The sequence below is a fragment of the Acinetobacter sp. AC1-2 genome, assembly GCF_016124155.1.
GTDB lineage: Bacteria > Pseudomonadota > Gammaproteobacteria > Pseudomonadales > Moraxellaceae > Acinetobacter > Acinetobacter calcoaceticus.
In genome coordinates this window covers 162610-187876 of record NZ_JABFFO010000004.1, presented here as the reverse complement: position 1 = coordinate 187876, position 25267 = coordinate 162610, and the positions used below count along the sequence as shown (strand labels likewise).

Genomic DNA, 25267 nt, shown 5'->3' with positions numbered 1-25267 from the left:
TTTAAACTTCTATTTTATATGAGTCTTCATTTTTTAGGTATATCCGTGTCGGTTTTCTCCTTTGAGCAAGAACAGCAATTCTTTTATGAAATCAAACAAATGCTTGATGAGCAGACTTTTGAGCGTTTGATTTTGAGCCAATATAAAGGAGAGTTGGAACAACTGGAAAAAATCACTTTCCGTATTGTAGAGTTACATGGACAAAAACAGCTTTCAGCTCTATATCACCACACTACTCAGGATGTGACCAAAAACTATTCTTTTGAAGAGGGTTTGGAGCAGATTGAGCAGTTAATCATACAGTGTAAGCAAGCGAACTTATTTTCAACTACTCAAGAAATTCAACTTAAAAAAAATAAGAAAAAAGCCCTATTAAATATAGGTAAAAAGCAGGCTGTAAATGCGACACAAACGGTTCAGACGCATGATCGTGAAAAGCAACGCTATGTACAGCAGGGCAATGCATTTCTAAAAGAGCTTGGTATTACCGATGAAAAAGGCCAAATCATTCCAAGCATGGCTCGTAAATGGAAACAGATAAATAAATTTATTGAAATTTTTGCGAGTGCCTATGAACAGATTGACGCATCTCAGCAAGAGTTACGGATTGTCGATTTCGGTTCAGGTAAAGGCTATTTAACTTTTGCTTTATATGATTATTTGCAAGAACAACAAAAAACACCTCTCATTACCGGTGTTGAATTACGTCCGAATCTGGTTGAATTCTGCCAAAAAGTTGCAGATAAAGTTGATTTCAATCATCTAGATTTTTTTGAAGGTGATGTACGTAGCTATCAACCAGAAAAGCTGGACGTCATGATTGCCTTGCATGCTTGTGACATTGCTACCGATTTTGCGATTCATACCGGCATTCGTTTAAATGCATCAATGATTATGTGTGCCCCATGTTGCCACAAAGAGTTGCGCCCACAATTACATAGTCCCGAAGTTTTACAGCCAATGCTGCAATTTGGAATTCATGCTGGTCAGCAAGCTGAAATGTTAACCGATACATTACGTGCATTACTTTTAAAAGCTTATGGCTATGAAACCAAAGTTTTTGAGTTTGTATCGCTTGAACATACCAGTAAAAACAAAATGATTCTGGCGACGAAGCGTAAGGATGTCACTCAGCCTGATGCCAAGATCATGGCTCAAATTCAAGCCTTGAAAGACATGTATGGTATTAAAAAACAAACTCTAGAATTGTTATTACAAGACCAGTTGCCTATCGAGAATATTGGTTGTAAGTGTTAAGCAGGTTAACCCATGTATAAAATTATAGCGGGTGGGTGGGAGCAGCTTCAGAAAGATGCCAAGCTCATCCGTGAGCAAGTTTTTATTCAAGAGCAGGGAATTGCCCCAGAAGATGAATGGGATGATTTGGATGCTAGGGTTTTGCACTTTATTGTGTATGACCGTGAGCAACCAATTGCTACAGCACGCTTGTTGCCGCAGCATAGCGTAGGGCGGGTAGCTGTTTTAATGCCTTATCGAAAGCAGGGTGTGGGCAAAATTTTAATGCAGCACATTATTGATTATGCGCGCCAGCAGAACTTACCTTATCTAAAGCTTTCAGCTCAAACTTATGTGACCGCGTTTTATGAAGCATTGGGCTTTGTAGTTCAAGGCGAGGAATATCTAGATTGTGGTATCCCACATATTGATATGACTTTAGAGGTAAATTGAGACTTCTTTTTAGAAATCTCAATTTGGCATTATTTCATTGCATTCCAGCTTTCAATGGCTTGTAAACCTGTTTCTAAGCCGACTTCATAGCTATAGCGAAGCTTTTTCGGATTCGTACTTAAACGACCTGCCATATTCTTAAGGGGTGGCGGGCAAACTTCTAAAATTTGCTGGTCTGGGTTAGAACCGCGGACAAAATCTACTGAAGCATTATATCTGGCACAACGGCTACGTAAGCTGTTTGCGAAACCATAATGATGTTTAAATGCATATTTCGCGAGGAATTGATCCCCTCTGCTGCTGGCTTTAAAGTAATTTTTTGGGCGAGTGCGTAAAACTAACAGTTTTTTGACATCACTTTGCTGAGCCGTCCAGCGTACAGGTAAAGCATCTGCAACACCGCCATCAAAGTATGGTTCACCCATAATATCGACGGGATGACGCGTTAAAACTGGAATTGAGCTAGAAGCACGAAGTGCATTTAGCAAGTTGTCTTTACCAGCACGCAGATATTCAGCATGACCTGTTTTGGCATGCGTTAATACCATATAAAAATCAGGATTCTTAGCAAACAGGCTTTGCTGATCAAGCGGATGCTCTTGCTCGCCAATCTCCCACATCCATTCTAAATCAAGTAAATCTCCGCCTTTAAAAAAGCGTTTGTAATCGATAAATTCAGGACGGAGGGAGTGATCAGTGTAAAACGTTAACGTGCGGCCTTGTTGACCTGCTAAGTAGTTTGCAACGTTGGTTGAACCAGATGATACTCCAACGTATAGATCGAAAGGATTGAACTGTTGCTGTAAAAAAGCATCAAGTACGCCACTGGTAAAGGCACCACGCATGCCTCCACCCTCTACAACAAGTGCATTACGGGAAAAATCTGTCATTTGATATCTAATTACTGAGTTGAGTTCTGATGTTCTTTCATATCCATTTCAGACATGTTGTCACTATGTTGAGCGTGTTGCTCTGTGGAATTTTCAGCTTTTTGCTGCATTTGCTCTTGTTGTGCTTTGCGCTGAGCCCCTGGCATATAGTCAGGTTCATTACTCATCGCTAAATAGAAAAAGCCAAGGAAAATCGCACTCAAAACACCAACGATCAGAACAAATTTCCAACCTAAAATTGCTGACTCGGAAGAATTTTTATCGGACATAAGGATTTCTCGAATGTGCTTTAGAAGCACAAAAATGAAGTCTATTTATAGCATATTTAGGCAGGAGGCTGAAATCTTAAAGGTCATAAAGAAAAACCCATATAAATAAAATATATTTATATGGGCAAGGTTTATGCAGTTTTTAAATATTCAATAAGTCTAAGTTATTGAATATTTTGTTTCTGCTCAGCTTTGGTTTTTAGCAAAGTTGGAGGTGTAAAACGTTCACCATATTTGGCAGCTAATTCTTCAGCTCGCTTCTGTGCTTTATCAGTACCATATTGGTTGAGGAATTGAATGGCTCCACCCGTCCAAGGTGCATAACCAATCCCAAAGATAGAACCGACATTGGCATCAATCACAGACTCTAATACGCCTTCTTCATAACAGCGTAGGGTATCTAAAGCCTGTACAAACAGAATGCGATCTATCATATCTTGTTCAGAAATGTCGTGATCTTTTTGCCAGCGGTTTAAACCTTCCCACAGGTGCTTTTTACCATTTTCTGGATATTCATAGAAACCTGCACCGGCTGCTTTACCTTTACGGTTTAACTCATGAATCATGGTATGAACGACTTCATCGACAGAGGTCTTAGGCAAATCTTTCCCTTCGGCTTGTAGCGCTTTACGTGCTTCACTGGCAACATGTTCGGTTAAGGTTAAAGATACTTCATCTTGAATAGCGAGAGGGCCTACAGGCATCCCTGCTTTAAGCGCTGCCATTTCAATGCGGGCTGGATGAACGCCTTCGGCAAGTAAGCGCATACCTTCTTGAATAAAAGTACCAAACACACGACTGGTAAAGAAGCCACGGCTATCATTGACAACAATTGGCGTTTTTCCAATTTGTTGTACAAAGTCGTAGGCTTTAGCAAGTGTGTCGCTTGAGGTGTTTTTACCTTTAATAATTTCTACCAACTGCATTTTGTCTACTGGGCTAAAGAAATGTAGTCCAATAAACTTCTGGGCATCTTTACTCGCCGTTGCCAAACCTGTGATTGGTAGGGTGGAAGTATTCGATGCAAAGATTCCACTTTCAGCTAAATATTGTTCAGCTTCTTGAGTGACTTTGGCTTTGAGCTCTTGGTTTTCAAATACTGCTTCAATAATGAGATCACAGCCTTGTAAGTCTTGTGCTGAGGCAGTTGCTGTAATGAGGGATAATACTTGGTCACGTTTTTCTGCGGTCATACGGCCTTGAGAAACGCGTTTATCTAGAAGTTTCTGCGAATAGGCTTTGCCTTTTTCAGCATTTTCAACAGATACATCTTTTAGTACAACAGGAATGCCTTTAATTGCGGTTGAATATGCAATACCAGCACCCATCATGCCTGCACCTAACACACCAACTTTGGTGGCTTGCCATTTTGCAACATCGGTAGGGCGGCTAGCACCAGACTTAATTGCATTTAGACCGTGCCAGAAAGTGCCGATCATATTTTTAGAGATCTGACCCGTGGTGAGTTGGGTGAAGTAACGAGATTCGATGCGTAAAGCGGTATCTACATCGACCTGAGCGCCTTCAACTGCTGCCGCCATAATTGCTTCAGGAGCAGGGTAACAACCTTTGGTTTTGTCTCTTAACATGGCTGGGGCAATAGCAAGAACTTGAGCAACAGCTGGAGTCTTTGGATCGCCACCCGGAATTTTATAACCCTTCACATCAAAAGGTTGTTGAGATTTCGGATTGGCTTTTACCCATGCGATTGCTTTATCTAAAAGCTCTTGTTCGTTTTCGGCAGTGTCATGGATTAAACCTAAAGATTTTGCTTTATCGACACCAAATTGCTTGCCTTCCATTAAGAAAGGAAATGCATTTTGTAAGCCAAGTAGGCGTACCATGCGGACAATACCGCCACCCCCAGGCAATAGGCCTAAAGTGACTTCAGGTAGGCCGAACTTACTTTTTGGGTCATTAATGGCAATACGATGATGGCAGCTTAATGCAATTTCCCAACCGCCACCAAGCGCTGTGCCATTTAAGGCTGCAACTACAGGAATACCTAGAGTTTCAATGGTACGTAAATGACCTTTTAACTTTTCAACCATGTTGAAAAAATCAGTGGCATGTTCGGGCTGAACCTGAATAAGCTCATCTAGATCGCCCCCAGCAAAGAAAGTTTTTTTGGCTGAGCGGAAAATAACGCCCGCAAGTGCTGTTTCTGCTTTTAGTTTTTGGGTTGCCTCATCAAGCGAGTCTCGAAACTCGGCATTCATGGTGTTTGCAGATTGACCTGTTGAATCAAGCGTTAAAATGACAATGTTATCGGCATTTTTTTCGTATTGGATTGCACTCATCTTTAATATCCCTAATCTTTATACGCGTTCAATAATGGTGGCAATACCCATACCACCACCGACACAGAGCGTAGCTAAACCGCGCTTTTTATTTTGACGTTCAAGCTCATCAAGTAGCGTGCCTAAAATCATGGCACCCGTTGCACCCAATGGATGGCCTAAAGCAATCGCACCGCCATTTACATTGACTTTTTCTGGTGGAACATTGAGTTCATTGATAAAACGCATTACAACTGCTGCAAAGGCTTCATTGACTTCAAACAGGTCAATATCATCAATGGTAAGACCAGCTTTTTCTAAGGCTTTACGTGCAGCGGGAGCAGGGCCAGTCAGCATGATCGTAGGGTCTGTCCCGACCAGTGCAGTCGCCAGAACTTTAGCGCGTGGTTTTAAGTTTTGTTCTTTCACGGCTTTTTCTGAGGCCAATAAAACCACAGCAGCTCCATCAACAATGCCAGATGAGTTACCTGCATGATGAACATGATTGATTTTTTGTGCTTCAGGATATTTTTGTAAGGCAACAGCATCAAAACCCATTTGTCCCATCATTTCAAAACTTGGGTTGAGTTTAGTCAGTCCTTCAACTGTCGTATTTCCTTTAATAAATTCATCTTTTTCTAAAATCACCACACCCGAGTGATCTTTTACTGGAACCACTGATTGATCGAAATAGCCATTTGCCTGAGCTGCTGCGGCTTTTTGCTGAGAGTTTACTGCAAATGTATCTACATCTTCGCGAGTATAACTATCTAAGGTTGCAATGAGGTCAGCTCCTACACCTTGTGGAACAAATGATGATTTAAGGTTTGTTTCAGGGTCTAACGCCCACGGCCCGCCATCGGAGCCCATTGGAATACGTGACATTGACTCGACGCCACCAGCAACCACTAAATCTTCCCAGCCTGAGCGAACTTTCATTGCTGCCATGTTGACTGCTTCTAAACCTGAAGCACAAAAACGATTTATTTGCACCCCAGCAACATCATCATTCCAGCCTGCGGCAATGGCTGCTGTTTTTGCAATATCACCACCTTGGTCACCAATTGGCGTTACACAGCCCAGAACAATATCGTCGACTTTAGACGTATCGAGTTTATGGCGTTGCTGTAATTCATTTAATAAAGTGGTGAGTAAGGTAATTGGTTTTACTTCGTAAAGAGAGCCGTCTTTTTTTCCTTTTCCGCGTGGTGTGCGAATGGCATCAATAATATAAGCCTCGCTCATAACAGTTCCTTTTTTATTGCTTAAAATTTATTTGTGTTTTGAGTGTACTGGTTTTAATAGCGAGTGCAATGACGATAAGCGCACCAGTCAGGTGATGATTTTTGCCAATAGAGATACAAAAAAGCCCAAGTTGAACTTGGGCTAAATGTGAAACTAAAGAGATTAAAGAATTAGTGGTAACCGTGTAGCTGGCGATATAAGCCAGGGGTCACACCTGTCCATTTTTTAAATGCGCGGTGGAAAGTACTGGTTTCACTAAAGCCAACTTGTTGTGCAACATCTTCAAGTGTTAATTCAGGATTGAGTAACAAGTGAATAGCAGCATCTCGGCGTAGGGCATCTTTCACGCCTTGATAGCTTTTACCTTCAGCAGCCAAGCGGCGGCGTAAGGTTTGAGGAGATAAGTACAACATTGATGCAACGTCATTAAGCGTTGGCATTTCTTCACCAATCTGGCTTTTGAGTACGTCACGAATACGAGAAGTCAGCGAGTTTGTGTTTTTGAATTTTACTAAAAGCTGAGCAGGAGCTGCTTTTAAGAACTCTTCTAGCGTTTTTTCATCTTGGCGGATTGGCAAATCAAGATAATCGGCCGCAAAGGTAATTTCAGTACGCGGTGCATCAAACTGCATGACTGGTGCAAAAAATAATGCATCATATTCATCTGCATGGGCAGGACGTGGATAGCTAAAATGAACACGTTCTAACGGTAAGCGACGTTCAATCAGCCACGATGCCAAACCATGCCAAATCATTAACATACTTTCAGTAATGAAATGGTCCGGATCTAATGTTTTTGGAATGAGTGGAACTAAACGTGCTTCATGTTTGTCACGCTCTAGGCTTACAGACCATTCATCACCGAATAATTTGTAAAATTGAGATGAGAGTTCAAGGGCTTGGCCCAAGGTTTTTGCATGAATAATCAACTGACACATAATGGCAAAAGTGCCCAAACGACGTGGCTGTACATCAAAACCGACGTGTTCATCTTGTGTGACCATCCACAACATTTTTATAAAACGAGTGTATTGTTCTGGCGAGATTCGAGCTTTAGGTTGACGTAATAGTTCCGCTTCGATACCCACATGTGAAAGTAACGTCTCGACATCCATGCCAAGGCGTTTTACGCCTGTCAAAGCCGCATTCACGAAGTGGATGCTAATCGTATCGCGACTCATATTGAATCCTTCAGTCTCTTTGATGTTCACTTTAAATTGACCTAAATGACCGTCTAAAAAAATAAATTGGCGATTTACAACAGAGTAAAAGCACTTTTTACATGTTAAATTGCCGAAATGATCAAGGTAAATGGCTGAACATGACATTGTTTTAGAATATTTGCTTAACTAATATAAAAGAAAATATGAATAATAGTGGTTAAAAAACGATGATGACAGCATTAAATGGACTTAAAGTTCTCGATTTCTCGACACTCTTACCTGGACCTTTTGCCACAATGTATTTAGCCGATATGGGTGCAGAAGTCATCCATATTGAATCTCCATCACGTCCAGATTTAATTCGCATCATGCCGCCTTATGCAAATGGACAAGCAACGGCACATAGTTATTTAAATCGAAATAAACAGTCGATTGTTCTTGATTTAAAAGATCCGGCGAGTATTGAGCTGATTAAAGCCAAGATTTCTGAATTTGATATTGTCATCGAGCAGTTTCGACCTGATGTGATGCGCCGTCTAGGATTAGACTACTCAACGCTTGCAGAAATTAATCCACGTTTAATTTATTGTTCAATTACCGGATATGGACAGACTGGAATCTATAAAGACAGAGCTGGGCATGACATTAATTATTTAGCTTTAGCTGGTATTGCTGGGTATAGCGGCCGACAAGACAGTGGCCCGCCACCGCTTGGTATTCAAGTTGCGGATATTGCAGGTGGTTCACTTCATGCGGTCATTGCTATTTTAGCCGCAGTGGTCGAGCGCGGGCGTAGCGGCATGGGGCAATACATTGATATTTCCATGACCGATTGTGTGGCAAGCTTAAATAGTATGGCCGCATCAGCCACACTTGCTGCTCAAGTTGAGCAGGCTCCAGAACATGGCATGCTCAATGGTGGCATTTTCTATGATTATTATATAACGCAAGATGGGCGCTATCTATCAATTGGTAGTCTTGAACCACAATTTATGTCAGGTTTATCAATCGCACTTGATTTACCTTTATTATTACAAAAAGGCGCTTCCTTAGATGTAGAAGACCGACAAGAAGTTAAACAAGCTATTCAAGAAAAAATTAAAACTAAATCATTTAAAGAATGGCATGAAATATTCGCAAATCTTGATGTATGTGTAGAACCTGTTTTAAACCTAACTGAGGCTTTAAATTCTCCCTTAGCACAAGAACGTGGATGGATTGTGGATGTACCTTTGCAAAATAATACAGCAGATACAGAACCACAATTGGCTTGTCCAATTAAGTTTTCACGGTCTAAAATGAGATATTCCTTTATAGGTCAAAAGCTTGGCGAAGGGCGATGGTAAGGGCTTAATGTTATTTTTTAGTCAGGGTGGGTGAAAATTATTATCTGATTAATCAATTAATTAACATTTTGAATAATTTCTTTACATAAAATTAGCGTACCCTTAATAAACAAAGACATAAAAGGTATGTAAACATGAAAGCACATAAATCCTTGATGGCTTCTTGTTTATCCGTTTTATCAATTACCCTTTTTATTCAGCATGCACAAGCTGCGGCTGCATTTGACCCAAATAGTCCGTGGATGTTGGGTGATTGGAACGGTCAACGCACAGCGTTACAAGCACAAGGTTATGATTTTTCGTTTGGATATACCGGTGAATATGCTGGTATTTTAGACTCAAAGCAGACATCTACCCATGGTAGTGCTTATACAGGGCAACTTGCTTTAGGAACTCATTTTGACCTAAATAAAATTTTAGGTTGGCAAGATACAGAAGCTCAAATCACGTTAACTTATCGTGATGGGCAGTCGCTTTCTGAACACTCACCAGCTTTAGCAGGGCACTTAAGCTCGGCACAAGAAGTGTGGGGGCGTGAGCAAACTTGGCGTTTAACAGATTTGTGGATTAAGAAAAAATTCATGGATCAAAAGTTAGACGTTAAAGTGGGCCGTTTTGGTGAAGGTGAAGACTTTAATAGTTTTGACTGTGATTTCCAGAACTTGGCGCTTTGTGGTTCTCAAGTAGGGAACTGGGTCGGCGATCAGTGGTATAACTGGCCAGTTAGCCAATGGGCAATGCGTGTTAAATATAACTTGCAACCTGACTTATATACGCAAGTTGGTGTATATGAATATAACCCAGAAAATCTGGACCGAGGCAAAGGTTTTAACCTGAGTACGGATGGTTCTCACGGTGCAATTATTCCTGCCGAAGTGGTTTGGTCACCTAAATTAGGTGCTCAAAGCATGGCTGGTGAATACCGTTTAGGTTATTACTACAGTACTGCTGATGCCAAAGAAATTGCAGATGAAACAAAAAATTCTCATAAACAAGGTGTTTGGGTAACTGCAAAACAAAAATTATTTCAGCCTGCTGATCAAACAGACCGCGGTTTGACTGGTTTTGTAAACCTGACTTTCCACGATTCCGACACTAACAAAATTGATAACATGCAAAATGTAGGCTTAGTCTATAAAGGTTTGCTGAATCAACGTCCTCAAGATGAGTTGGCATTAGGTGTTGCACGTATCCATATCAACGATGATTGGAACGATGTCCAAAATAAAGAATACGACACTGAATACAATACCGAGCTTTACTACGGTATTCATGCGACGAATTGGCTGACTATCCGTCCAAATGTGCAATATGTTCGTCATGTTGGGGCATTAAAAAATGGTGATAATACTTGGGTAGGCGGTATTAAATTCTCAACTGCATTCTAAGCGTAATTACTCCGAAAACGGATTGTCGAGGGTTAAATCATTGATTGACATAACTTGACCTTCCGTTTTTTTCTTTGTGCCTGAGTTTTATTTTAGATGTATTGATAGGCCAGTTTTTGAACAAAAGCTCGGCGTATCTTTCCGATAAAAATGATGATTGATAAGAGGTGATTTATGAATCAACCTACTTCAAGATCAGGATTAACGACTTTTACCGTAATTATTATTGGGTTATTAGCGTTATTCCTGTTAATTGGAGGTATTTGGCTCGCTACATTAGGCGGTTCAATTTACTATATTATTGCTGGTGTATTACTCCTAATTGTTGCATGGCAACTTTATAAGCGCGCATCCACAGCATTGTGGGTGTATGCCGCTTTAATGCTAGGTACCATTATTTGGGGTGTCTGGGAAGTTGGAACCGACTTTTGGGCGCTTGCACCGCGTTTAGATATTTTAGGCATTCTTGGTTTATGGTTATTGGTTCCAGCCGTGACTCGTGGAATCAACAACCTTGGATCAAGTAAAGTTGCCTTATCTTCAACTTTAGCAATTGCAATCTTGTTGATGGTTTACTCTGTTTTCAATGATCCGCAAGAAATTAATGGTGAAATCAAAACACCTCAACCAGAAACTGCTCAAGCAGTACCTGGTGTTGCCGAGAGTGATTGGCCTGCTTATGGTCGTACTCAGGCAGGTGTGCGTTACTCGCCGTTAAAACAGATTAATGACCAAAACGTAAAAGATTTGAAAGTTGCTTGGACTTTACGTACTGGCGATCTTAAAACGGATAACGATTCTGGCGAAACAACCAATCAGGTTACTCCGATTAAAATCGGTAATAACATGTTTATCTGTACAGCTCATCAGCAGTTAATCTCGATTGATCCTGCGACAGGTAAAGAAAAATGGCGTTTTGATCCGAAGCTTAAAACGGATAAATCGTTCCAGCATTTAACTTGTCGTGGTGTGATGTATTACGATGCAAACAACACAACTGAGTTTGCAACGAGTCTTCAAGGTAAGAAATCTAACTCTACACAATGTCCGCGTAAAGTCTTTGTTCCAGTGAATGACGGCCGTTTAGTTGCGGTGAATGCTGACACTGGTAAAGCATGTACTGACTTTGGTAAAAATGGTGAAGTGAACTTACAAGAGTTTATGCCATACGCTTACCCAGGTGGTTACAACCCAACATCTCCTGGTATCGTGACTGGTTCAACAGTTGTTATTGCTGGTTCGGTAACAGATAACTACTCAAACAAAGAGCCATCAGGTGTAATTCGTGGATACGACGTTAACACTGGTAAACTTCTTTGGGTGTTTGATACTGGCGCAGCAGATCCAAACGCAATGCCGGGTGAAGGCACGAATTTCGTTCATAACTCACCAAATGCGTGGGCACCTTTAGCATACGATGCCAAACTTGATATCGTTTATGTGCCAACAGGTGTAGGTACTCCAGATATCTGGGGTGGTGACCGTACTGAGTTGAAAGAGCGTTATGCAAACTCGATGTTAGCGATTAACGCTTCAACTGGTAAATTAGTATGGAACTTCCAGACAACCCATCACGATTTATGGGATATGGATGTACCATCTCAGCCATCTTTAGCTGATATTAAAAACAAAGCTGGCCAAACTGTTCCTGCAATCTATGTATTGACGAAAACAGGTAATGCCTTTGTTCTTGATCGTCGTAATGGTCAACCAATTGTTCCTGTAACTGAGAAACCAGTTCCACAAACAGTTAAACGTGGACCACAAACGAAAGGCGAGCATTATTCAAAAACTCAGCCATTCTCTGACTTGAACTTGGCTCCACAAGACAAATTGACTGATAAAGACATGTGGGGTGCCACAATGCTTGATCAGCTCATGTGTCGTGTATCTTTCAAACGTCTAAATTACGATGGTATTTATACTCCACCATCTGAAAACGGTACTTTAGTTTTCCCTGGTAACTTAGGTGTGTTTGAGTGGGGCGGTATGTCGGTTAACCCTGACCGTCAGGTTGCTGTAATGAACCCAATCGGATTGCCATTTGTGAGCCGTTTGATTCCTGCTGATCCAAACCGTGCGCAAACTGCAAAAGGTGCGGGAACTGAGCAGGGCGTACAACCAATGTACGGCGTGCCTTATGGCGTAGAAATCAGCGCATTCTTATCTCCACTTGGTTTACCTTGTAAACAACCAGCTTGGGGATATGTTGCAGGCGTAGATTTGAAAACCCATGAAGTGGTATGGAAAAAACGTATTGGTACAATTCGTGACAGCTTGCCGAACTTGTTCCAGTTACCAGCTGTAAAAATTGGTGTTCCTGGTTTAGGTGGTTCAATCTCTACTGCGGGTAATGTTATGTTTGTTGGTGCAACTCAAGATAATTACTTACGTGCGTTTAACGTTACTAATGGTAAGAAACTTTGGGAAGCGCGTTTACCAGCGGGTGGACAAGCAACACCAATGACTTATGAAATCAATGGTAAGCAATATGTTGTAATTATGGCCGGTGGTCATGGTTCATTTGGTACGAAAATGGGCGACTATTTAGTGGCTTATGCCTTACCAGATAACAAATAAAATGCTTCTATAAAAAGGGCCTGGATTTATCCAGGCTTTTTTTATATCGATTTATATTAAAGCTTATCAATAAAACCGTTATTAAATATGCAAAAAAAGCATTTTATTGATGAATAAAAGCTCGCTATGCTATCTGCCTTAATAATGAATCTACTAGCCATACGCCATGTATTTATATACCGATTTCGATCAGCAGCTGATTAATCAACGAGTTGCTCAGTTCCGCGATCAGACAGAGCGCTATTTAGCGGGCAAACTTTCTGAAGATGAATACCGTCCATTACGTTTGCAAAATGGTTTATATGTGCAACGCTATGCGCCTATGCTGCGTATTGCTGTGCCGTATGGCTTAATGAGTTCAAAACAATTACGTAAAATTGCTGAAGTTTCAACTGAATATGATCGTGGCTATGCACACGTATCTACACGTCAGAACATTCAGTTAAACTGGCCAGCTCTTGAAGATGTACCAGAAATTTTAGCTGAACTTGCAACCGTACAAATGCATGCCATTCAAACCAGTGGTAACTGTATTCGTAATACAACGACTGACCAATATGCAGGTGTGGTTGCAGGTGAAATTGCAGACCCACGTCCAACATGTGAATTGATTCGTCAGTGGAGTACGTTCCACCCTGAATTTGCATTCTTGCCACGTAAATTCAAAATTGCCGTTTCTGCACTTGAAGAAAAAGACCGTGCTGCAACAGCATTCCACGATATTGGTGTATATATCGTGCGTAATGAAGCGGGTGAAATCGGCTACAAAATTATGGCTGGTGGTGGTTTAGGCCGTACTCCAATCATTGGTAGCGTCATTCGTGAGTTTTTACCACGTGAAGATTTAATTTCTTACTTAGAAGCCGTTCTGCGTGTTTATAACTTGCATGGCCGTCGTGATAACAAATATAAAGCGCGTATCAAAATTTTAGTGAAAGCATTAACTCCTGAAGTTTTTGCTCAGAAAGTTGAAGCTGAATTTGAACATACACGTGAATCATTAAAAATTCAGCCAGAAATCTTGAAAAAATTGGATGAAGAGTTCATCCCATTTGACTATCAAGATTTGGCAGATGAAGATTTCACTGCTTTATTTGCTGAGCATCCAAAATTCAAGCAATGGTTCAATATCAACACACATGCACATAAAGTGAAGGGTTATCGTATTGTTACGATTTCTCTAAAACGTGCAGGTATCGCACCGGGTGATATGACCACTGAAGAAATGAACTTTATTGCAGATCTTGCTGATAAATATACTTTCGGTGAACTTCGCACAACTCACGAACAAAACATTGCTTTGGCAGATGTACCTCAAAAAGATTTGTTCGATGTATGGCAAGCGCTTGAACAACAAAATATGGCTCGTGCACATATCGGTTTCATTACCGATATTATTAGTTGCCCGGGCGGTGATTTCTGTTCACTGGCAAATGCGAAATCAATTCCAATTGCTGAAGCAATTACACGTCGTTTCGATGACTTGGATAAGGTGTATGACCTTGGTCATTTAGACTTAAATATTTCTGGCTGTATGAATGCCTGTGGTCACCACCACGTAGGTAACATCGGTATTTTAGGTGTAGATAAAAAAGGTGCTGAATTCTACCAAATTACATTAGGTGGTAATTCAGACCATGATGCATCAATCGGTGATATCTTAGGGCCATCATTTGCAGCAGATGCTGTGCCTGACGTAATTGAAGAAATATTAAATACTTATCTTGATTTACGTACTGAAGGTGAGCGTTTTGTTGACACATATCGCCGTGTAGGAATTCAACCATTTAAGGAGCGTGCATATGCTTAATACAGCTCTACCAGTGCTTTATAAAGATGGCACGATCGCTGACAATACTTATCAAATCATTGCTGAAGATGGTGTTATTCCTCAAGGTGATGTTGTTGTAACAACAGCTCAACTAGACCAATTAGCAAACATTCAAGGTAAAAAAGCTTTGTATGTTACTGTGAATGATTCACCTGAAGATCATACATTCCCATTAAATGAGCTTAATGCAATTTTCATTGAGTTTGCAGGTTTTGGTGATGGTCGTGGTTATTCATTTGCTGCACTATTACGTCGCCAAGGTTTCCAAGGTGAATTGCGCGCAACGGGTGATGTATTTAAGGATGTCTTAAACTACTTAAAACGTTCTGGTTTTGATAGTTTTGTCGTAAAAGAAGGCAAAGACGTACAAGAAGCGGCGGCAGGTTTGCAAGATTTTACCAACCCATATCAAGCTTCAACCGCTGTACCGCAAGCAAGTTATCAAACTGGCGCTTAAATAGATTTCAAATATGAAAGCTGAACTTAGGTTCGGCTTTTTTTATAAATAATTTTTAAATGACTTAAATGAAGAACAAGAATGCTAGGTTTAATTTCAAAAATAAACCCCGGCGCTTGGTGGTTATTATTTGCCATCGCGACGGATGTACTCTCAACATTTTATTCTGCTAGAGGTAATGGCTTAGTTAATAAGACAGCTCAAGGTATTGCTCTGATTCTATATATGATCTCTTTCGCTTGTGCTGCGATTGCTTTGAAATATATGCAGGCTGGAATTTTGTATGTACTTTGGTCTGGAATTGGCGTATTAGCGACAGCTTTTCTGGCAAAGATTTTTCTTGGGCAAAATATTGATGTGGCGGGGTGGGTTGGAATTGGATTCATTACGGTGGGGCTGATGATTATTGCTCAATATTCCAATATCGATATTTAAAAGCCTCATAGAAATATGTGAGTGTTTCTATGAGGCTTAAGTGTTGAAAATATTAAGTATCAAGCTGGCAGTTGACCATCCATTTTATGCCAAATTGATCGGTAAACGCTCCGTATAATGCACCCCAGAACGTTTTTTCTAGAGGCATTTCAATTTGACCGTTAACAGACAACGCATCAAAAAGTTGTTTAGCTTTTTCTTGCTCGTCCTTTTCAAGATTAATTGCGATGTAGTGATTATTGCCTTGGGTAAAAACACTGTTAGGCGCACAGAACTGATCATTTGTATCTGATGCCATAAGTACAGTGTATTCATTAATGGGTAGAGAAACGTGAAGAACCAGATTTTTGTTCGCTTCAGATAGTGTCACACCTTCTGACGGTGGCATATCACCATAGCGACTCAACATGGCAAACTCGCCGCCAAAAACTGATTTATAGAAATTAAAAGCTTGCTCTGCCTGACCTTGAAAGTTGAGATAGTGATTGAGTTGCATTGTTATAGTCCATTGTTGTTTTCATTTAGAAGAATAAGTTAAAACGTAAAAGTGATTTTGTGGGTCATTTTTTGTAGTTTTTTCATAAAAAAAATCCCGCCGAAGCGGGATTTTGAAATATTGTTTTTTTAATTAAATGAGTTCAATTGCAACGGCTGTAGCCTCACCACCACCAATACAAAGAGCAGCAATACCTTTTTTACCGCCAGTACGTTTAAGAGTATGGATCAATGTAAGAATAATACGAGAACCTGTAGAACCTACTGGATGACCTAATGCGCAAGCACCACCATTGATATTTACTTTTTCAGCATCAAGTTTGAAATCATCAATTGGGCACATGGTGACCATGGCAAAAGCTTCGTTAATTTCCCAAAGGTCGACATCTTGAGCATTCCAGCCAGCTTTTTTCAAAACTTTCTCGATAGCACCAACAGGAGCGATTGTAAATTCTGAAGGATGCTGAGAGTTTGATGCTGTTGCGATAATTTTCGCAAGCGGCTGTAAACCACGTTGAGCAGCAACTTCACTTGATGTTAGTACTAATGCAGATGCACCATCCGAAATAGAACTCGCATTTGCAGCAGTAATTGTACCGTCTTTTGCAAAAGCTGGTTTAAGCGAAGGAATTTTGTCGATCTTTGCATTTAGAGGTTGTTCATCTTGATCAACAACAACATCGCCTTTGCGACTAGGTACGGTAACCGAAACAATTTCATCTTTGAAATAGCCTTCAATAATCGCTGTTTGAGCACGTTTCAAAGAACGAATTGCAAAGTCATCCATTTGCTCGCGTGTATAGCCACGTGTGTTTGCCATATCTTGAGCAAAAGAACCCATTAAACGACCAGTTTCAGCATCCTCAAGTCCATCAAGAAACATATGATCCTTAATTTCGCCATGGCCCATACGATAGCCAGCGCGTGCTTTTGGTAAAACATAAGGCGCATTTGTCATGGACTCCATACCGCCAGCAACAACAATTTCAGCGCTGCCTGCTTTAATCATATCGGTTGCTTGCATTACTGCTTTCATGCCAGAGCCACAAAGCTTATTAATAGTCACAGCACCTGTAGAATCTGGTAAGCCTGCTTTACGCATTGCTTGACGAGCAGGGCCTTGTTTTAAACCAGCAGGAAGAACACACCCCATAATGACTTCTTCGACATCAGTAGGTTGTAAACCTGCTCTTGCGATTGCCTCTTTAATGGTTACAGCACCTAGTTCAGGCGCAGTAAGTCCCGATAACGATCCTTGAAAACCACCCATGGCAGTACGAGCACCATTAACAATTATGATGTCAGTCATTGTTCTAATCTCCAGTTGTTCTTAATCTCAAAATAAGAAATGTTTAAAACCTAGGCAGTATATTGCAAAAATCAGAGAGAAATATCTTCTGCATTAGACTGTAGAGTTCTAACAATTTTTAAGGTCTTCTAAACGAATATGTCCCATTTTGCTGAGAACTAATTTAAAGTTTTTAAGCTGATCATAAGAACAATATGTAAAACTGCCGTTAGACTCACGTGGCAGTCCAGTGTCTCCCTGAAATACGATACTATTGAGTTTTTTTCCAAATTTTTGAAATTTTAAAGAACCATAACGATGATTAAGTTCAACATTGGTCAATATCTCTTCGTCGCTTTCTCTCTGTAGATTATGATTTGTGTCTACAAAGCTTATAAGGCTTGTATCCCAATTACTATTACACAGCGTTAAATCAACACTTGGGCAAAGTACGACACTCTTATGTCGTAGAATTGCGTCATATTTGGCTTTTTGTATATGAATTGTCAGTAGTCGAGGAGTGTTTTTTAATTCTACCGAAGCCATAAATTGATGGTATAAAGGAAGAGCTATAGTGAACATAATCATAAGAATTGCGAGCGTTATAGTGAGTTCCATCAATGTGAAACCAGGAGATTTAAACATTAAAATTCCTTAATATATAAAAGAATATTTTGATTTTATGCGTTCTATCAATGATTTATATAGTTTTTTATAATGAGGAAACACAAAATTAAATAAAGGTTATCAGGACGCTAGAATACTGGTAAAATCACCCTAAGCGAAAGAAAGAAGTTGTTCATATTTGCTAGTTGAGTAAAAAATTACCGAATTACAACGGAAATTGTAAGTAATTTTGTCAATAATTTACTTGATTAAAATTATCAAGCACTTGGAAAGTCTATCAAGTGTTTGTATGATTCAAATGTGAATAGCTTAAAAATAATACTGGGGTAAAAATATCTCAGGGGCCAATAAATTTAGGCTGAGCTTGAACAACAATTGTTATCTCTGGAGGATATCCATGAAATTGAGTCGTATTGCACTTGCTATGCTTGTCGCTGCTCCATTAGCTGCTGCTAATGCTGGCGTAACTGTTACCCCATTATTGCTTGGTTACACTTTCCAAGACACTCAACACAACAATGGCGGTAAAGATGGCGAGTTAACTAACGGACCTGAACTACAAGACGATTTATTCGTTGGTGCAGCTCTTGGTATTGAGTTAACACCATGGTTAGGTTTCGAAGCTGAATATAACCAAGTTAAAGGTGATGTAGACGGTCTTGCTGCTGGCGCTGAATACAAACAAAAACAAATCAACGGTAACTTCTATGTTACTTCTGATTTAATCACTAAAAACTATGACAGCAAAATCAAGCCATACGTATTGTTAGGTGCTGGTCACTACAAATACGAGATTCCTGATCTTGCGTACCATAATGATGAAGAAGGTACTTTAGGTAATGCTGGTTTTGGTGCTTTCTGGCGCTTAAACGATGCTTTATCTCTTCGTACAGAAGCTCGTGGTACTTATAACTTTGACGAAAAATTCTGGAACTATACAGCTCTTGCTGGTTTGAACGTAGTTCTTGGTGGTCACTTGAAGCCTGCTGCTCCTGTAGTAGAAGTTGCTCCAGTTGAACCAACTCCAGTTGCTCCACAACCACAAGAGTTAACTGAAGACCTTAACATGGAACTTCGTGTGTTCTTTGATACTAACAAATCAAATATCAAAGACCAATACAAGCCAGAAATCGCTAAAGTTGCTGAGAAGTTAACTGAATACCCTAACGCTACTGCACGTATCGAAGGTCACACAGATAACACTGGTCCACGTAAGTTAAACGAACGTTTATCTTTAGCTCGTGCTAACTCTGTTAAATCAGCTCTTGTAAACGAATACAATGTTGATGCATCTCGTTTGTCTACTCAAGGTTTCGCTTGGGATCAACCGATTGCTGACAACAAAACTAAAGAAGGCCGTGCTATGAACCGTCGTGTATTCGCGACAATCACTGGTAGCCGTACTGTAGTTGTTCAACCTGGTCAAGAAGCAGCAGCTCAATAATTTGAGTTTTTGAACAGTAAAAAAGCGACTCGTTAGAGTCGCTTTTTTTATTGCGATTTTTAAAATATTTAGTCATTTCTATATCTCCTTAATAATAATTTCTTTCGATTTTGGTCTAAATTATTTACCAATCGCCTTTTCTTAATTGCTGTTTAGTATCTTGTCTATCTCTACGATGTTGAGCACGAGGCTTTTCCGTTTCATGCATCCCGCCTTTTTGAAGTAAAGGGGAGAGAGCCACCTGATTACGGACTTTGATTTTTGACATTTCTTTAATTTTCATGTTTTAACCTTTAATACATAAAACTTGTTTAAGTGTGTGGACAACTTCAATGAGGTCACCCTGATTTGCCATGACTTCATCAATATCCTTATAAGCACTTGGGATTTCGTCGACAACGCCACTGTCTTTACGGCACTCAATACCTTGGGTTTGTTCAATAAGATCTTGCTGGTTAAAAAGGTTTTTTGCCTTGCTTCGACTCATCTTACGACCTGCACCATGAGAACAAGAACAAAATGACTCAGGATTTGCTTTACCTCTGACGATATAAGATCTTGCCCCCATTGAACCTGGGATAATGCCTAATTCATCTAAACCAGCACGAATTGCGCCTTTTCGGGTAATCAATAAATTTTCACCAAAATGTGTTTCACGGCTTACATAGTTATGGTGACAATTAATTGCTTCTTTTGTCATTTGAAAAGAGGGTAGAAGAGGGCGAATTGCCTCTAATATTAATCGCATCATTTCTTTGCGATTTTCAAAAGCATATTCCTGAGCCCATTCTACCGCTTCCACATAGTCATCAAAACTTTTTGAGCCTTCGGCAAAATAACTCAAATCTTTATCAGGGACATGACCAAAACGATGTTGAGCTTCTTTCTTGGCTAACTCAATAAAATAAGTACCAATAACGTTACCAAGCCCTCTGCTACCCGAATGCAGCATGATCCATACGTCTTGATTTTCATCAATACAAAGCTCGATAAAGTGGTTGCCGCCACCTAAAGTGCCCAATTGTTTTTGCCATGTCGCATCAAATTGTCGAAGCATCCGGACAAGACCGGGATGCTTTTTGATAATCGGCTCTAAGCTTTTTTCAAGTGGAATAATGCTTGAAGCTTTTGCCTTGACCTGTTTATGTAAGGCAAATCCAACGGGGACTTTGCGCTCAATAGCATCGCGTAAACGACTTAAACTATCTGGCAATTGAGAAGCCTTTAGACTTAAACGAATTGCATTCATTCCACAGCCAATATCTACGCCTACAGCAGCAGGAATAATGGCATGTTTCGTCGGAATAACACTGCCTACAGTCGCACCTTTTCCTACGTGAACATCTGGCATAACAGCAATATGTGAGTATATAAATTGCAGTTGAGCCATTTTCTTGAGTTGTTCAATACTTTCACTATCTATATCTTGAGTGAAAATTTTAACGGGAACACCGTAAAGTGCTTCCTCGTTTAATATTTTTTGTATGCCCATAATTTTTCTCTTATTTTTGTCCGAGCAGGCATAAAAAAACCTAGCGAATGCTAGGTTTTAAATTTGAGCATTCGGACAAGTGAAGTGAATTCGTACACTTGTCCGTGAGCTGACATCGTGCCAAATTATTTAGTCTGTTTTACCTAGTACTGTTGGCATGATGTCCTCCTTATTTAAAAGTGCCGTTGAAAATCTGAACGGAATTTTACGCTTTTTAAATCAAAGATCAAGCTTTTGATCTTTGATTTACTTTTAATTGTCTATTGAAACTGATTTTTAATCTTGTTCAGGTTTGACGTTCATTTGATCATAAGGGATCAGTTTGGTTTTATTTTTCCACTTATAGCCTAACCAGATAATTAAGAACAATGGCAAGCTGATATAGGTTGAAAGTAGGCCTAACCAGTCAATTTTTCCACCTAAAATGGCTTGATAGTTTTGTCCCAAAATAATAATTGAACATAGGATAAATGCAAACCAAGGGGCAAATGGGAAAAATTTGGCACGGTATGCTAAATCTTCTAATTTATAGCCTTGAGCAATATAACCTTTGCGGAAACGATAGTGTGAAATAGCAATTCCTAGCCAAACAATAAAGCCGCACATACCTGACATATTGAGTAGCCAGTTAAATACTTGTTTTTCACCAATAAAAGTTGTCAAGAAACAAAAAGCGGCGATAATTGTTGTGGCATATAGTGCATTCATTGGAACGCCACGACCATCAAGTTTTGCAAACCATCTTGGCGCACGGCCTTCCTGAGCCATTTTAAACAACATGCGAGTTGAAGAGTACATGCCTGAGTTACCTGCTGATAAAATAGCAGTAAGAATGACAGCATTCATTAAGCCAGCCGCAAAAGCAAAGCCAACTCTTTCATAGAGTAAGGTAAATGGAGAAAGCGCAATATTTTCAGTGGTAGCAGCTTGTAGTAGATTTGGGTCATCATAGGCAATCAGAGTGCCGATAATGAAAATACATAAGACATAAAATAATAAGATTCGCCAGAAAATCTGTTTGATTGCAAGTGGAATCGTTTTCTTTGGATCTTTTGATTCACCAGCGGCAACGCCAACCATCTCAGTTCCTTGGAAAGAGAATCCGGCAATCATTGCAACACCAATCATGGCCTGTAAACCACCTACAAAAGGTGCTTCTTTATAGGTCCAGTTTCCAAAAGCTGCGACACCTGGAGTTAGCATAATCTTAATGATCATTGCTAAACCAATGATAATAAAGGCAACGATGGCGATCACTTTTACCATTGAGAACCAGAATTCGCTTTCGCCGAATCCCTTTACTGTCATGGCATTAATCATAAAGATAACGATAAGGAATAGGGCACTCCAATAGAAGCCTGGTATATCAGGGAACCAGAATTTCATAATAAACTGAACTGCAACAAGTTCGAATGCAACTGTAATTGCCCAGTTATACCAGTAGTTCCAACCTAGAGCGAAGCCAAAGCCTTCTTCAACATAACGACTGCCATATGTAAAAAAAGCACCAGAAGTCGGATTGTGGGTTGCAAGCTCACCTAAACTGGTCATTAAGAAGTAAATCATAATGCCAATGAGAGAGTAGGCGAGTAGCGCCCCACCTGGGCCAGCATTTGCAATGGTTGATCCAGAAGCAAGGAAGAGGCCTGTACCAATGGAACCACCAATGGCGATCATATTCAGATGACGAGCCCCGAGCTTACGCTGGAGTTTTTCAGGAGCATGTGTTTCGCTCATGGAGATTCCTTACATAGTTTGTTATGCACAGGCATATAACACCTTAAAGCCTTGAAGGTCAGTTTTAGTCTGGCACTGACCAAAGTGCTTCTCAATTAAGATCGGATAGTTTAAAAAACGGTTTGCTACAATCCATAGCTCACCTGATGCCTTTAAATGTTTTTTAGCGTTCTGGCAGAGTCCTTCACTTGCATCATAGTTGGTATGAATACCTTGATGAAAAGGAGGATTACTGACAATGGCATCGAGTTCTGTTGGGGCGTCTGCAATACCTATAACAGGCTGCAATCTCAACTGGTCTGAACCTATTCCATTTCGACTAAAAGTCATTTCCGTTGACCGTAAAGCGAAAGCATCAATATCTAGGGCATGAATAATATTACTTGAATTTATTTTTGCCAAATAGCAACTGATAATTCCAGCACCACACCCGAAGTCGGCAATTCTACCTGATTTCACCTGATTAAGATAAGGGAGTAAAACAGCAGTTCCGACATCTAGATGATTTTGGCTAAAGACACCGGGTAGGGCGCAAATCGTAAGCTCTTGTTCATTCACCTGAACAGTATAAGTTTTAAGCCATTTTTCCAGAGGTTTAATCTGTTCTGTTTTCTCAATCTTTAAGTGCCACAATTGACAGTGGCGGGCACTATCAAGTTTTAGTACTTTGCCGAAGTTTTGTAATTGTTTAGCCGCTCTTTCTACGCCACCCTTTTTTTCACCGACTAAAAAAACAGATTGATTGGTTTTAAGATGACTCATCACTACATGCAATATGTAATTCAAAAGCTCTTTAGATTTTGGAACAAAAATGATTGCTTGGTCGAATTCTTGTGATGGAAACTCAACTGAGAAGTGCGCTTCTGTTCCACTATTTATAAATCCCTGATAGTCGGCATGATTCCATGTCCAGACTGACGCATCAGTCCCAGCGGGTAATTGACTGACTAAGGCATCATTCGGCGCATTAATTAACAAGATTCTACCTTTTAAATAGTCTTGCTGTCTTAATACCACTTCACTTCTAGGATCCATGTACATCTCTCATGAAGAAGAATGCCCAGTGGGAGCTGGGCAGTAATCAAAATTAAAAGTTAGTTATTTATGAGTTTCAGGAAGCACAACATTTAGAATTAATGCCGCTATACCACCTGTTGCCACGCCCGAGCTAAAAATATTTTTAAATAATTCTGGAAGGTGTTCTAAAATTTGAGGAACTTGAGCAACACCTAAACCTAATGCAAGTGAGATGGCAATAATTAATAATGCTCGGCGATCAAGATGAACTGAAGACAGAATATTAATACCAGATGCAGCCACTGCACCGAACATGACCATAACAGCGCCACCTAAAACCGCTTGAGGAACTGCTTGTATCACACCAGCTACCGCAGGAAATAGACCTAATAAAACCAGTAAAATGGCAATCCAGATACCTACATAGCGGCTAGCAACCCCAGTGAGTTGAATTACACCATTGTTTTGAGCGAAAACAGAACTCGGGAAAGTGTTAAATAGTCCAGCTAGCAAAGAGTTTGCACCATTCACTAATACGCCACCTTTAATGCGTTTCATCCATTCAGGACCATTAACAGGTTGGTTGGAAAGTTTACTGGTTGCTGTCACATCACCAATTGCTTCTAAAGAGGTCACCAAGTAAATGAATGCCATTGGAATGAACAATCCCCAAGAGAAACTCAAACCAAAGTGCATTGGTGTTGGAATTTGGACGAGTGGCGCGTCTTTAATACCAGAGAAATCTAGATGACCCATAAATCCAGCAAGAACATAACCACTCACTAAAGCGATTAAAATAGCTGAACTTTTAATCCAAACCACTCGAATACGATTCAGCACAACAATAATGGCAAGTACCGTACATGACATAATAAGGTTGTCTGCACTTGCAAAAGTATGATCTTGCATGGCTTGGTAGCCACCACCCATACTAATCAAGCCTTCTTTAATAAGCGTTAAGCCAATTAATAAAACAACAATACCTGTCACCAAAGGAGTAATGAGTCTTTTTACCCATGGAAGAATTTGCGAAACACCCATTTCAATGAAGGAGCCGGCAATGACCACACCAAATATTGCAGCCATAACTTGGTTGACTGGTGTTCCTGCGGCAACCATTGCACTACCAATACCAATAATAGGACCAATAAAGTTAAAGCTTGTGCCTTGAACAATCAGAAGACCTGCACCAAACGGACCAACTTTTTTACATTGTAAAAATGTAGCAATACCTGAAATTACCAAAGACATCGATAAAATCATGTTAGTTTCGGTGCGTGAAACACCTAAAGCTAAGCAAATTAAAAGGCCAGGTGTAACAATTGGTACAATAATCGCAAGCAAATGCTGGAAAGCTGCTAAAAAAGCGATCAAAGGTTTTGGTCGATCATTTAAACCATAAACAAGGTCTAAATGGTCTTGAGAGTGTTGATTGGACATGGGTATAGGTCCGCCGCAATTTTGCAAATTGGCGCTATTCTAATCGAGATAACTATCTTTACAAAACGAAATACAGGCTATTAGAAATTTTTTTGTCAATGTCAATAAACTGTCACTACTCAAGAGTAGTGTTTTTCTGTATAATTTGCCCTCAA

At 40.0% G+C, this 25267-nt stretch carries 22 protein-coding genes; 9 read left to right on the top strand and 13 right to left on the bottom strand.

Annotated elements, in window-relative coordinates; translation table 11 throughout:
• The first annotated feature begins 45 nt into the window (after positions 1-45).
• A complete protein-coding gene (locus HL290_RS14315) occupies positions 46-1257 on the top strand; it encodes a class I SAM-dependent methyltransferase (protein WP_198496825.1) in 1212 nt (403 codons plus the stop codon).
• Between the two features lie 12 nt (positions 1258-1269).
• Positions 1270-1689, top strand: a complete 420-nt coding sequence (locus HL290_RS14310; RefSeq protein ID WP_198496824.1) for a GNAT family N-acetyltransferase — start codon at positions 1270-1272, stop codon at positions 1687-1689.
• A gap of 29 nt (positions 1690-1718) precedes the next feature.
• Here the strand turns inward: HL290_RS14310 and HL290_RS14305 are convergent, their stop codons facing one another.
• The 5 genes from HL290_RS14305 to HL290_RS14285 form a co-directional block, all read right to left on the bottom strand.
• Complete coding sequence (locus HL290_RS14305; protein ID WP_198496823.1) at positions 1719-2579, bottom strand: patatin family protein; 861 nt, start codon at positions 2577-2579, stop codon at positions 1719-1721.
• 11 nt (positions 2580-2590) lie between these two features.
• Positions 2591-2848, bottom strand: coding sequence for a hypothetical protein (locus HL290_RS14300; RefSeq protein ID WP_004638947.1), 258 nt, complete (start codon positions 2846-2848; stop codon positions 2591-2593).
• A gap of 164 nt (positions 2849-3012) precedes the next feature.
• Positions 3013-5148 carry a 3-hydroxyacyl-CoA dehydrogenase NAD-binding domain-containing protein gene (locus HL290_RS14295; RefSeq protein WP_198496822.1) on the bottom strand — a complete coding sequence of 712 codons (2136 nt, stop codon included), beginning with the start codon at positions 5146-5148 and terminating at the stop codon, positions 3013-3015.
• Positions 5149-5166: 18 nt separating this feature from the next.
• The gene (locus HL290_RS14290) at positions 5167-6372 is read right to left on the bottom strand and encodes an acetyl-CoA C-acetyltransferase (protein WP_198496821.1); all 1206 of its coding nucleotides are present in this window, start codon (positions 6370-6372) and stop codon (positions 5167-5169) included.
• Between the two features lie 170 nt (positions 6373-6542).
• On the bottom strand, positions 6543-7553 hold the full coding sequence (locus tag HL290_RS14285) for an AraC family transcriptional regulator (protein ID WP_004638954.1): 1011 nt from the start codon (positions 7551-7553) through the stop codon (positions 6543-6545).
• 209 nt (positions 7554-7762) lie between these two features.
• Here HL290_RS14285 and HL290_RS14280 point away from each other — a divergent pair, with 209 nt between their 5' ends.
• The 6 genes from HL290_RS14280 to HL290_RS14255 all read left to right on the top strand — a co-directional run bounded on the left by HL290_RS14280 (position 7763) and on the right by HL290_RS14255 (position 15572).
• Entirely contained in the window at positions 7763-8881 is a 1119-nt protein-coding gene (locus tag HL290_RS14280) for a CaiB/BaiF CoA transferase family protein (RefSeq protein WP_198496820.1), read from the top strand.
• A 155-nt stretch (positions 8882-9036) separates the two neighbouring features.
• The gene (locus HL290_RS14275) at positions 9037-10269 is read left to right on the top strand and encodes a carbohydrate porin (protein ID WP_080547808.1); all 1233 of its coding nucleotides are present in this window, start codon (positions 9037-9039) and stop codon (positions 10267-10269) included.
• Positions 10270-10443: 174 nt separating this feature from the next.
• Positions 10444-12849: a glucose/quinate/shikimate family membrane-bound PQQ-dependent dehydrogenase gene (locus HL290_RS14270; RefSeq protein ID WP_198496819.1), complete on the top strand. Its 2406-nt coding sequence runs from the start codon at positions 10444-10446 to the stop codon at positions 12847-12849.
• A gap of 166 nt (positions 12850-13015) precedes the next feature.
• A complete protein-coding gene (locus tag HL290_RS14265; RefSeq protein WP_003655249.1) occupies positions 13016-14659 on the top strand; it encodes a nitrite/sulfite reductase in 1644 nt (547 codons plus the stop codon).
• On the top strand, positions 14652-15137 hold the full coding sequence (locus HL290_RS14260) for a DUF934 domain-containing protein (RefSeq protein ID WP_004638960.1): 486 nt from the start codon (positions 14652-14654) through the stop codon (positions 15135-15137). The genes HL290_RS14265 and HL290_RS14260 overlap by 8 nt, the downstream gene beginning before the upstream one ends.
• 81 nt (positions 15138-15218) lie before the next feature.
• A complete protein-coding gene (locus HL290_RS14255) occupies positions 15219-15572 on the top strand; it encodes a DMT family transporter (protein ID WP_004638961.1) in 354 nt (117 codons plus the stop codon).
• 52 nt (positions 15573-15624) lie between these two features.
• On the opposite strand, the gene HL290_RS14250 is transcribed toward HL290_RS14255, so the two are convergent.
• The 3 genes from HL290_RS14250 to HL290_RS14240 form a co-directional block, all read right to left on the bottom strand.
• Positions 15625-16068, bottom strand: a complete 444-nt coding sequence (locus tag HL290_RS14250; protein ID WP_009389331.1) for a VOC family protein — start codon at positions 16066-16068, stop codon at positions 15625-15627.
• A 132-nt stretch (positions 16069-16200) separates the two neighbouring features.
• Positions 16201-17376 (bottom strand): thiolase family protein, encoded by a 1176-nt coding sequence (locus tag HL290_RS14245; protein ID WP_198496818.1) that lies wholly within the window; start codon positions 17374-17376, stop codon positions 16201-16203.
• A gap of 108 nt (positions 17377-17484) precedes the next feature.
• Entirely contained in the window at positions 17485-18000 is a 516-nt protein-coding gene (locus HL290_RS14240; RefSeq protein ID WP_004638963.1) for a GspH/FimT family pseudopilin, read from the bottom strand.
• 379 nt (positions 18001-18379) lie between these two features.
• On the opposite strand from HL290_RS14240, the gene omp38 reads away from it, so the two are divergent.
• Positions 18380-19426, top strand: a complete 1047-nt coding sequence (gene omp38 / locus HL290_RS14235; RefSeq protein WP_045435474.1) for an outer membrane protein Omp38 — start codon at positions 18380-18382, stop codon at positions 19424-19426.
• Positions 19427-19550: 124 nt separating this feature from the next.
• Here the strand turns inward: omp38 and HL290_RS14230 are convergent, their stop codons facing one another.
• The 5 genes from HL290_RS14230 to HL290_RS14210 all read right to left on the bottom strand — a co-directional run bounded on the left by HL290_RS14230 (position 19551) and on the right by HL290_RS14210 (position 25112).
• Positions 19551-19709, bottom strand: a complete 159-nt coding sequence (locus HL290_RS14230; protein ID WP_003655256.1) for a hypothetical protein — start codon at positions 19707-19709, stop codon at positions 19551-19553.
• A 3-nt stretch (positions 19710-19712) separates the two neighbouring features.
• Positions 19713-20918 carry an RtcB family protein gene (locus HL290_RS14225; protein WP_198496817.1) on the bottom strand — a complete coding sequence of 402 codons (1206 nt, stop codon included), beginning with the start codon at positions 20916-20918 and terminating at the stop codon, positions 19713-19715.
• A 276-nt stretch (positions 20919-21194) separates the two neighbouring features.
• Positions 21195-22655 (bottom strand): amino acid permease, encoded by a 1461-nt coding sequence (locus HL290_RS14220; RefSeq protein ID WP_198496816.1) that lies wholly within the window; start codon positions 22653-22655, stop codon positions 21195-21197.
• A gap of 21 nt (positions 22656-22676) precedes the next feature.
• Positions 22677-23690 (bottom strand): class I SAM-dependent methyltransferase, encoded by a 1014-nt coding sequence (locus HL290_RS14215; protein WP_198496815.1) that lies wholly within the window; start codon positions 23688-23690, stop codon positions 22677-22679.
• Positions 23691-23753: 63 nt separating this feature from the next.
• Complete coding sequence (locus tag HL290_RS14210) at positions 23754-25112, bottom strand: uracil-xanthine permease family protein (RefSeq protein ID WP_198496814.1); 1359 nt, start codon at positions 25110-25112, stop codon at positions 23754-23756.
• Between the last annotated feature and the right edge of the window lie 155 nt (positions 25113-25267).

What these genes read in the sequence shown, in the direction of transcription:
- HL290_RS14310 (WP_198496824.1), top strand. Translation starts at nt 1,270, where the DNA reads ATGTATAAAATTATAGCGGGTGGGTGGGAGCAGCTTCAGAAAGATGCC.
- HL290_RS14305 (WP_198496823.1), bottom strand. Translation starts at nt 2,579, where the DNA reads ATGACAGATTTTTCCCGTAATGCACTTGTTGTAGAGGGTGGAGGCATG.
- HL290_RS14300 (WP_004638947.1), bottom strand. Translation starts at nt 2,848, where the DNA reads ATGTCCGATAAAAATTCTTCCGAGTCAGCAATTTTAGGTTGGAAATTT.
- HL290_RS14295 (WP_198496822.1), bottom strand. Translation starts at nt 5,148, where the DNA reads ATGAGTGCAATCCAATACGAAAAAAATGCCGATAACATTGTCATTTTA.
- HL290_RS14290 (WP_198496821.1), bottom strand. Translation starts at nt 6,372, where the DNA reads ATGAGCGAGGCTTATATTATTGATGCCATTCGCACACCACGCGGAAAA.
- HL290_RS14285 (WP_004638954.1), bottom strand. Translation starts at nt 7,553, where the DNA reads ATGAGTCGCGATACGATTAGCATCCACTTCGTGAATGCGGCTTTGACA.
- HL290_RS14280 (WP_198496820.1), top strand. Translation starts at nt 7,763, where the DNA reads ATGATGACAGCATTAAATGGACTTAAAGTTCTCGATTTCTCGACACTC.
- HL290_RS14275 (WP_080547808.1), top strand. Translation starts at nt 9,037, where the DNA reads ATGGCTTCTTGTTTATCCGTTTTATCAATTACCCTTTTTATTCAGCAT.
- HL290_RS14270 (WP_198496819.1), top strand. Translation starts at nt 10,444, where the DNA reads ATGAATCAACCTACTTCAAGATCAGGATTAACGACTTTTACCGTAATT.
- HL290_RS14265 (WP_003655249.1), top strand. Translation starts at nt 13,016, where the DNA reads ATGTATTTATATACCGATTTCGATCAGCAGCTGATTAATCAACGAGTT.
- HL290_RS14260 (WP_004638960.1), top strand. Translation starts at nt 14,652, where the DNA reads ATGCTTAATACAGCTCTACCAGTGCTTTATAAAGATGGCACGATCGCT.
- HL290_RS14255 (WP_004638961.1), top strand. Translation starts at nt 15,219, where the DNA reads ATGCTAGGTTTAATTTCAAAAATAAACCCCGGCGCTTGGTGGTTATTA.
- HL290_RS14250 (WP_009389331.1), bottom strand. Translation starts at nt 16,068, where the DNA reads ATGCAACTCAATCACTATCTCAACTTTCAAGGTCAGGCAGAGCAAGCT.
- HL290_RS14245 (WP_198496818.1), bottom strand. Translation starts at nt 17,376, where the DNA reads ATGACTGACATCATAATTGTTAATGGTGCTCGTACTGCCATGGGTGGT.
- HL290_RS14240 (WP_004638963.1), bottom strand. Translation starts at nt 18,000, where the DNA reads ATGTTTAAATCTCCTGGTTTCACATTGATGGAACTCACTATAACGCTC.
- omp38 (WP_045435474.1), top strand. Translation starts at nt 18,380, where the DNA reads ATGAAATTGAGTCGTATTGCACTTGCTATGCTTGTCGCTGCTCCATTA.
- HL290_RS14230 (WP_003655256.1), bottom strand. Translation starts at nt 19,709, where the DNA reads ATGAAAATTAAAGAAATGTCAAAAATCAAAGTCCGTAATCAGGTGGCT.
- HL290_RS14225 (WP_198496817.1), bottom strand. Translation starts at nt 20,918, where the DNA reads ATGGGCATACAAAAAATATTAAACGAGGAAGCACTTTACGGTGTTCCC.
- HL290_RS14220 (WP_198496816.1), bottom strand. Translation starts at nt 22,655, where the DNA reads ATGAGCGAAACACATGCTCCTGAAAAACTCCAGCGTAAGCTCGGGGCT.
- HL290_RS14215 (WP_198496815.1), bottom strand. Translation starts at nt 23,690, where the DNA reads ATGGATCCTAGAAGTGAAGTGGTATTAAGACAGCAAGACTATTTAAAA.
- HL290_RS14210 (WP_198496814.1), bottom strand. Translation starts at nt 25,112, where the DNA reads ATGTCCAATCAACACTCTCAAGACCATTTAGACCTTGTTTATGGTTTA.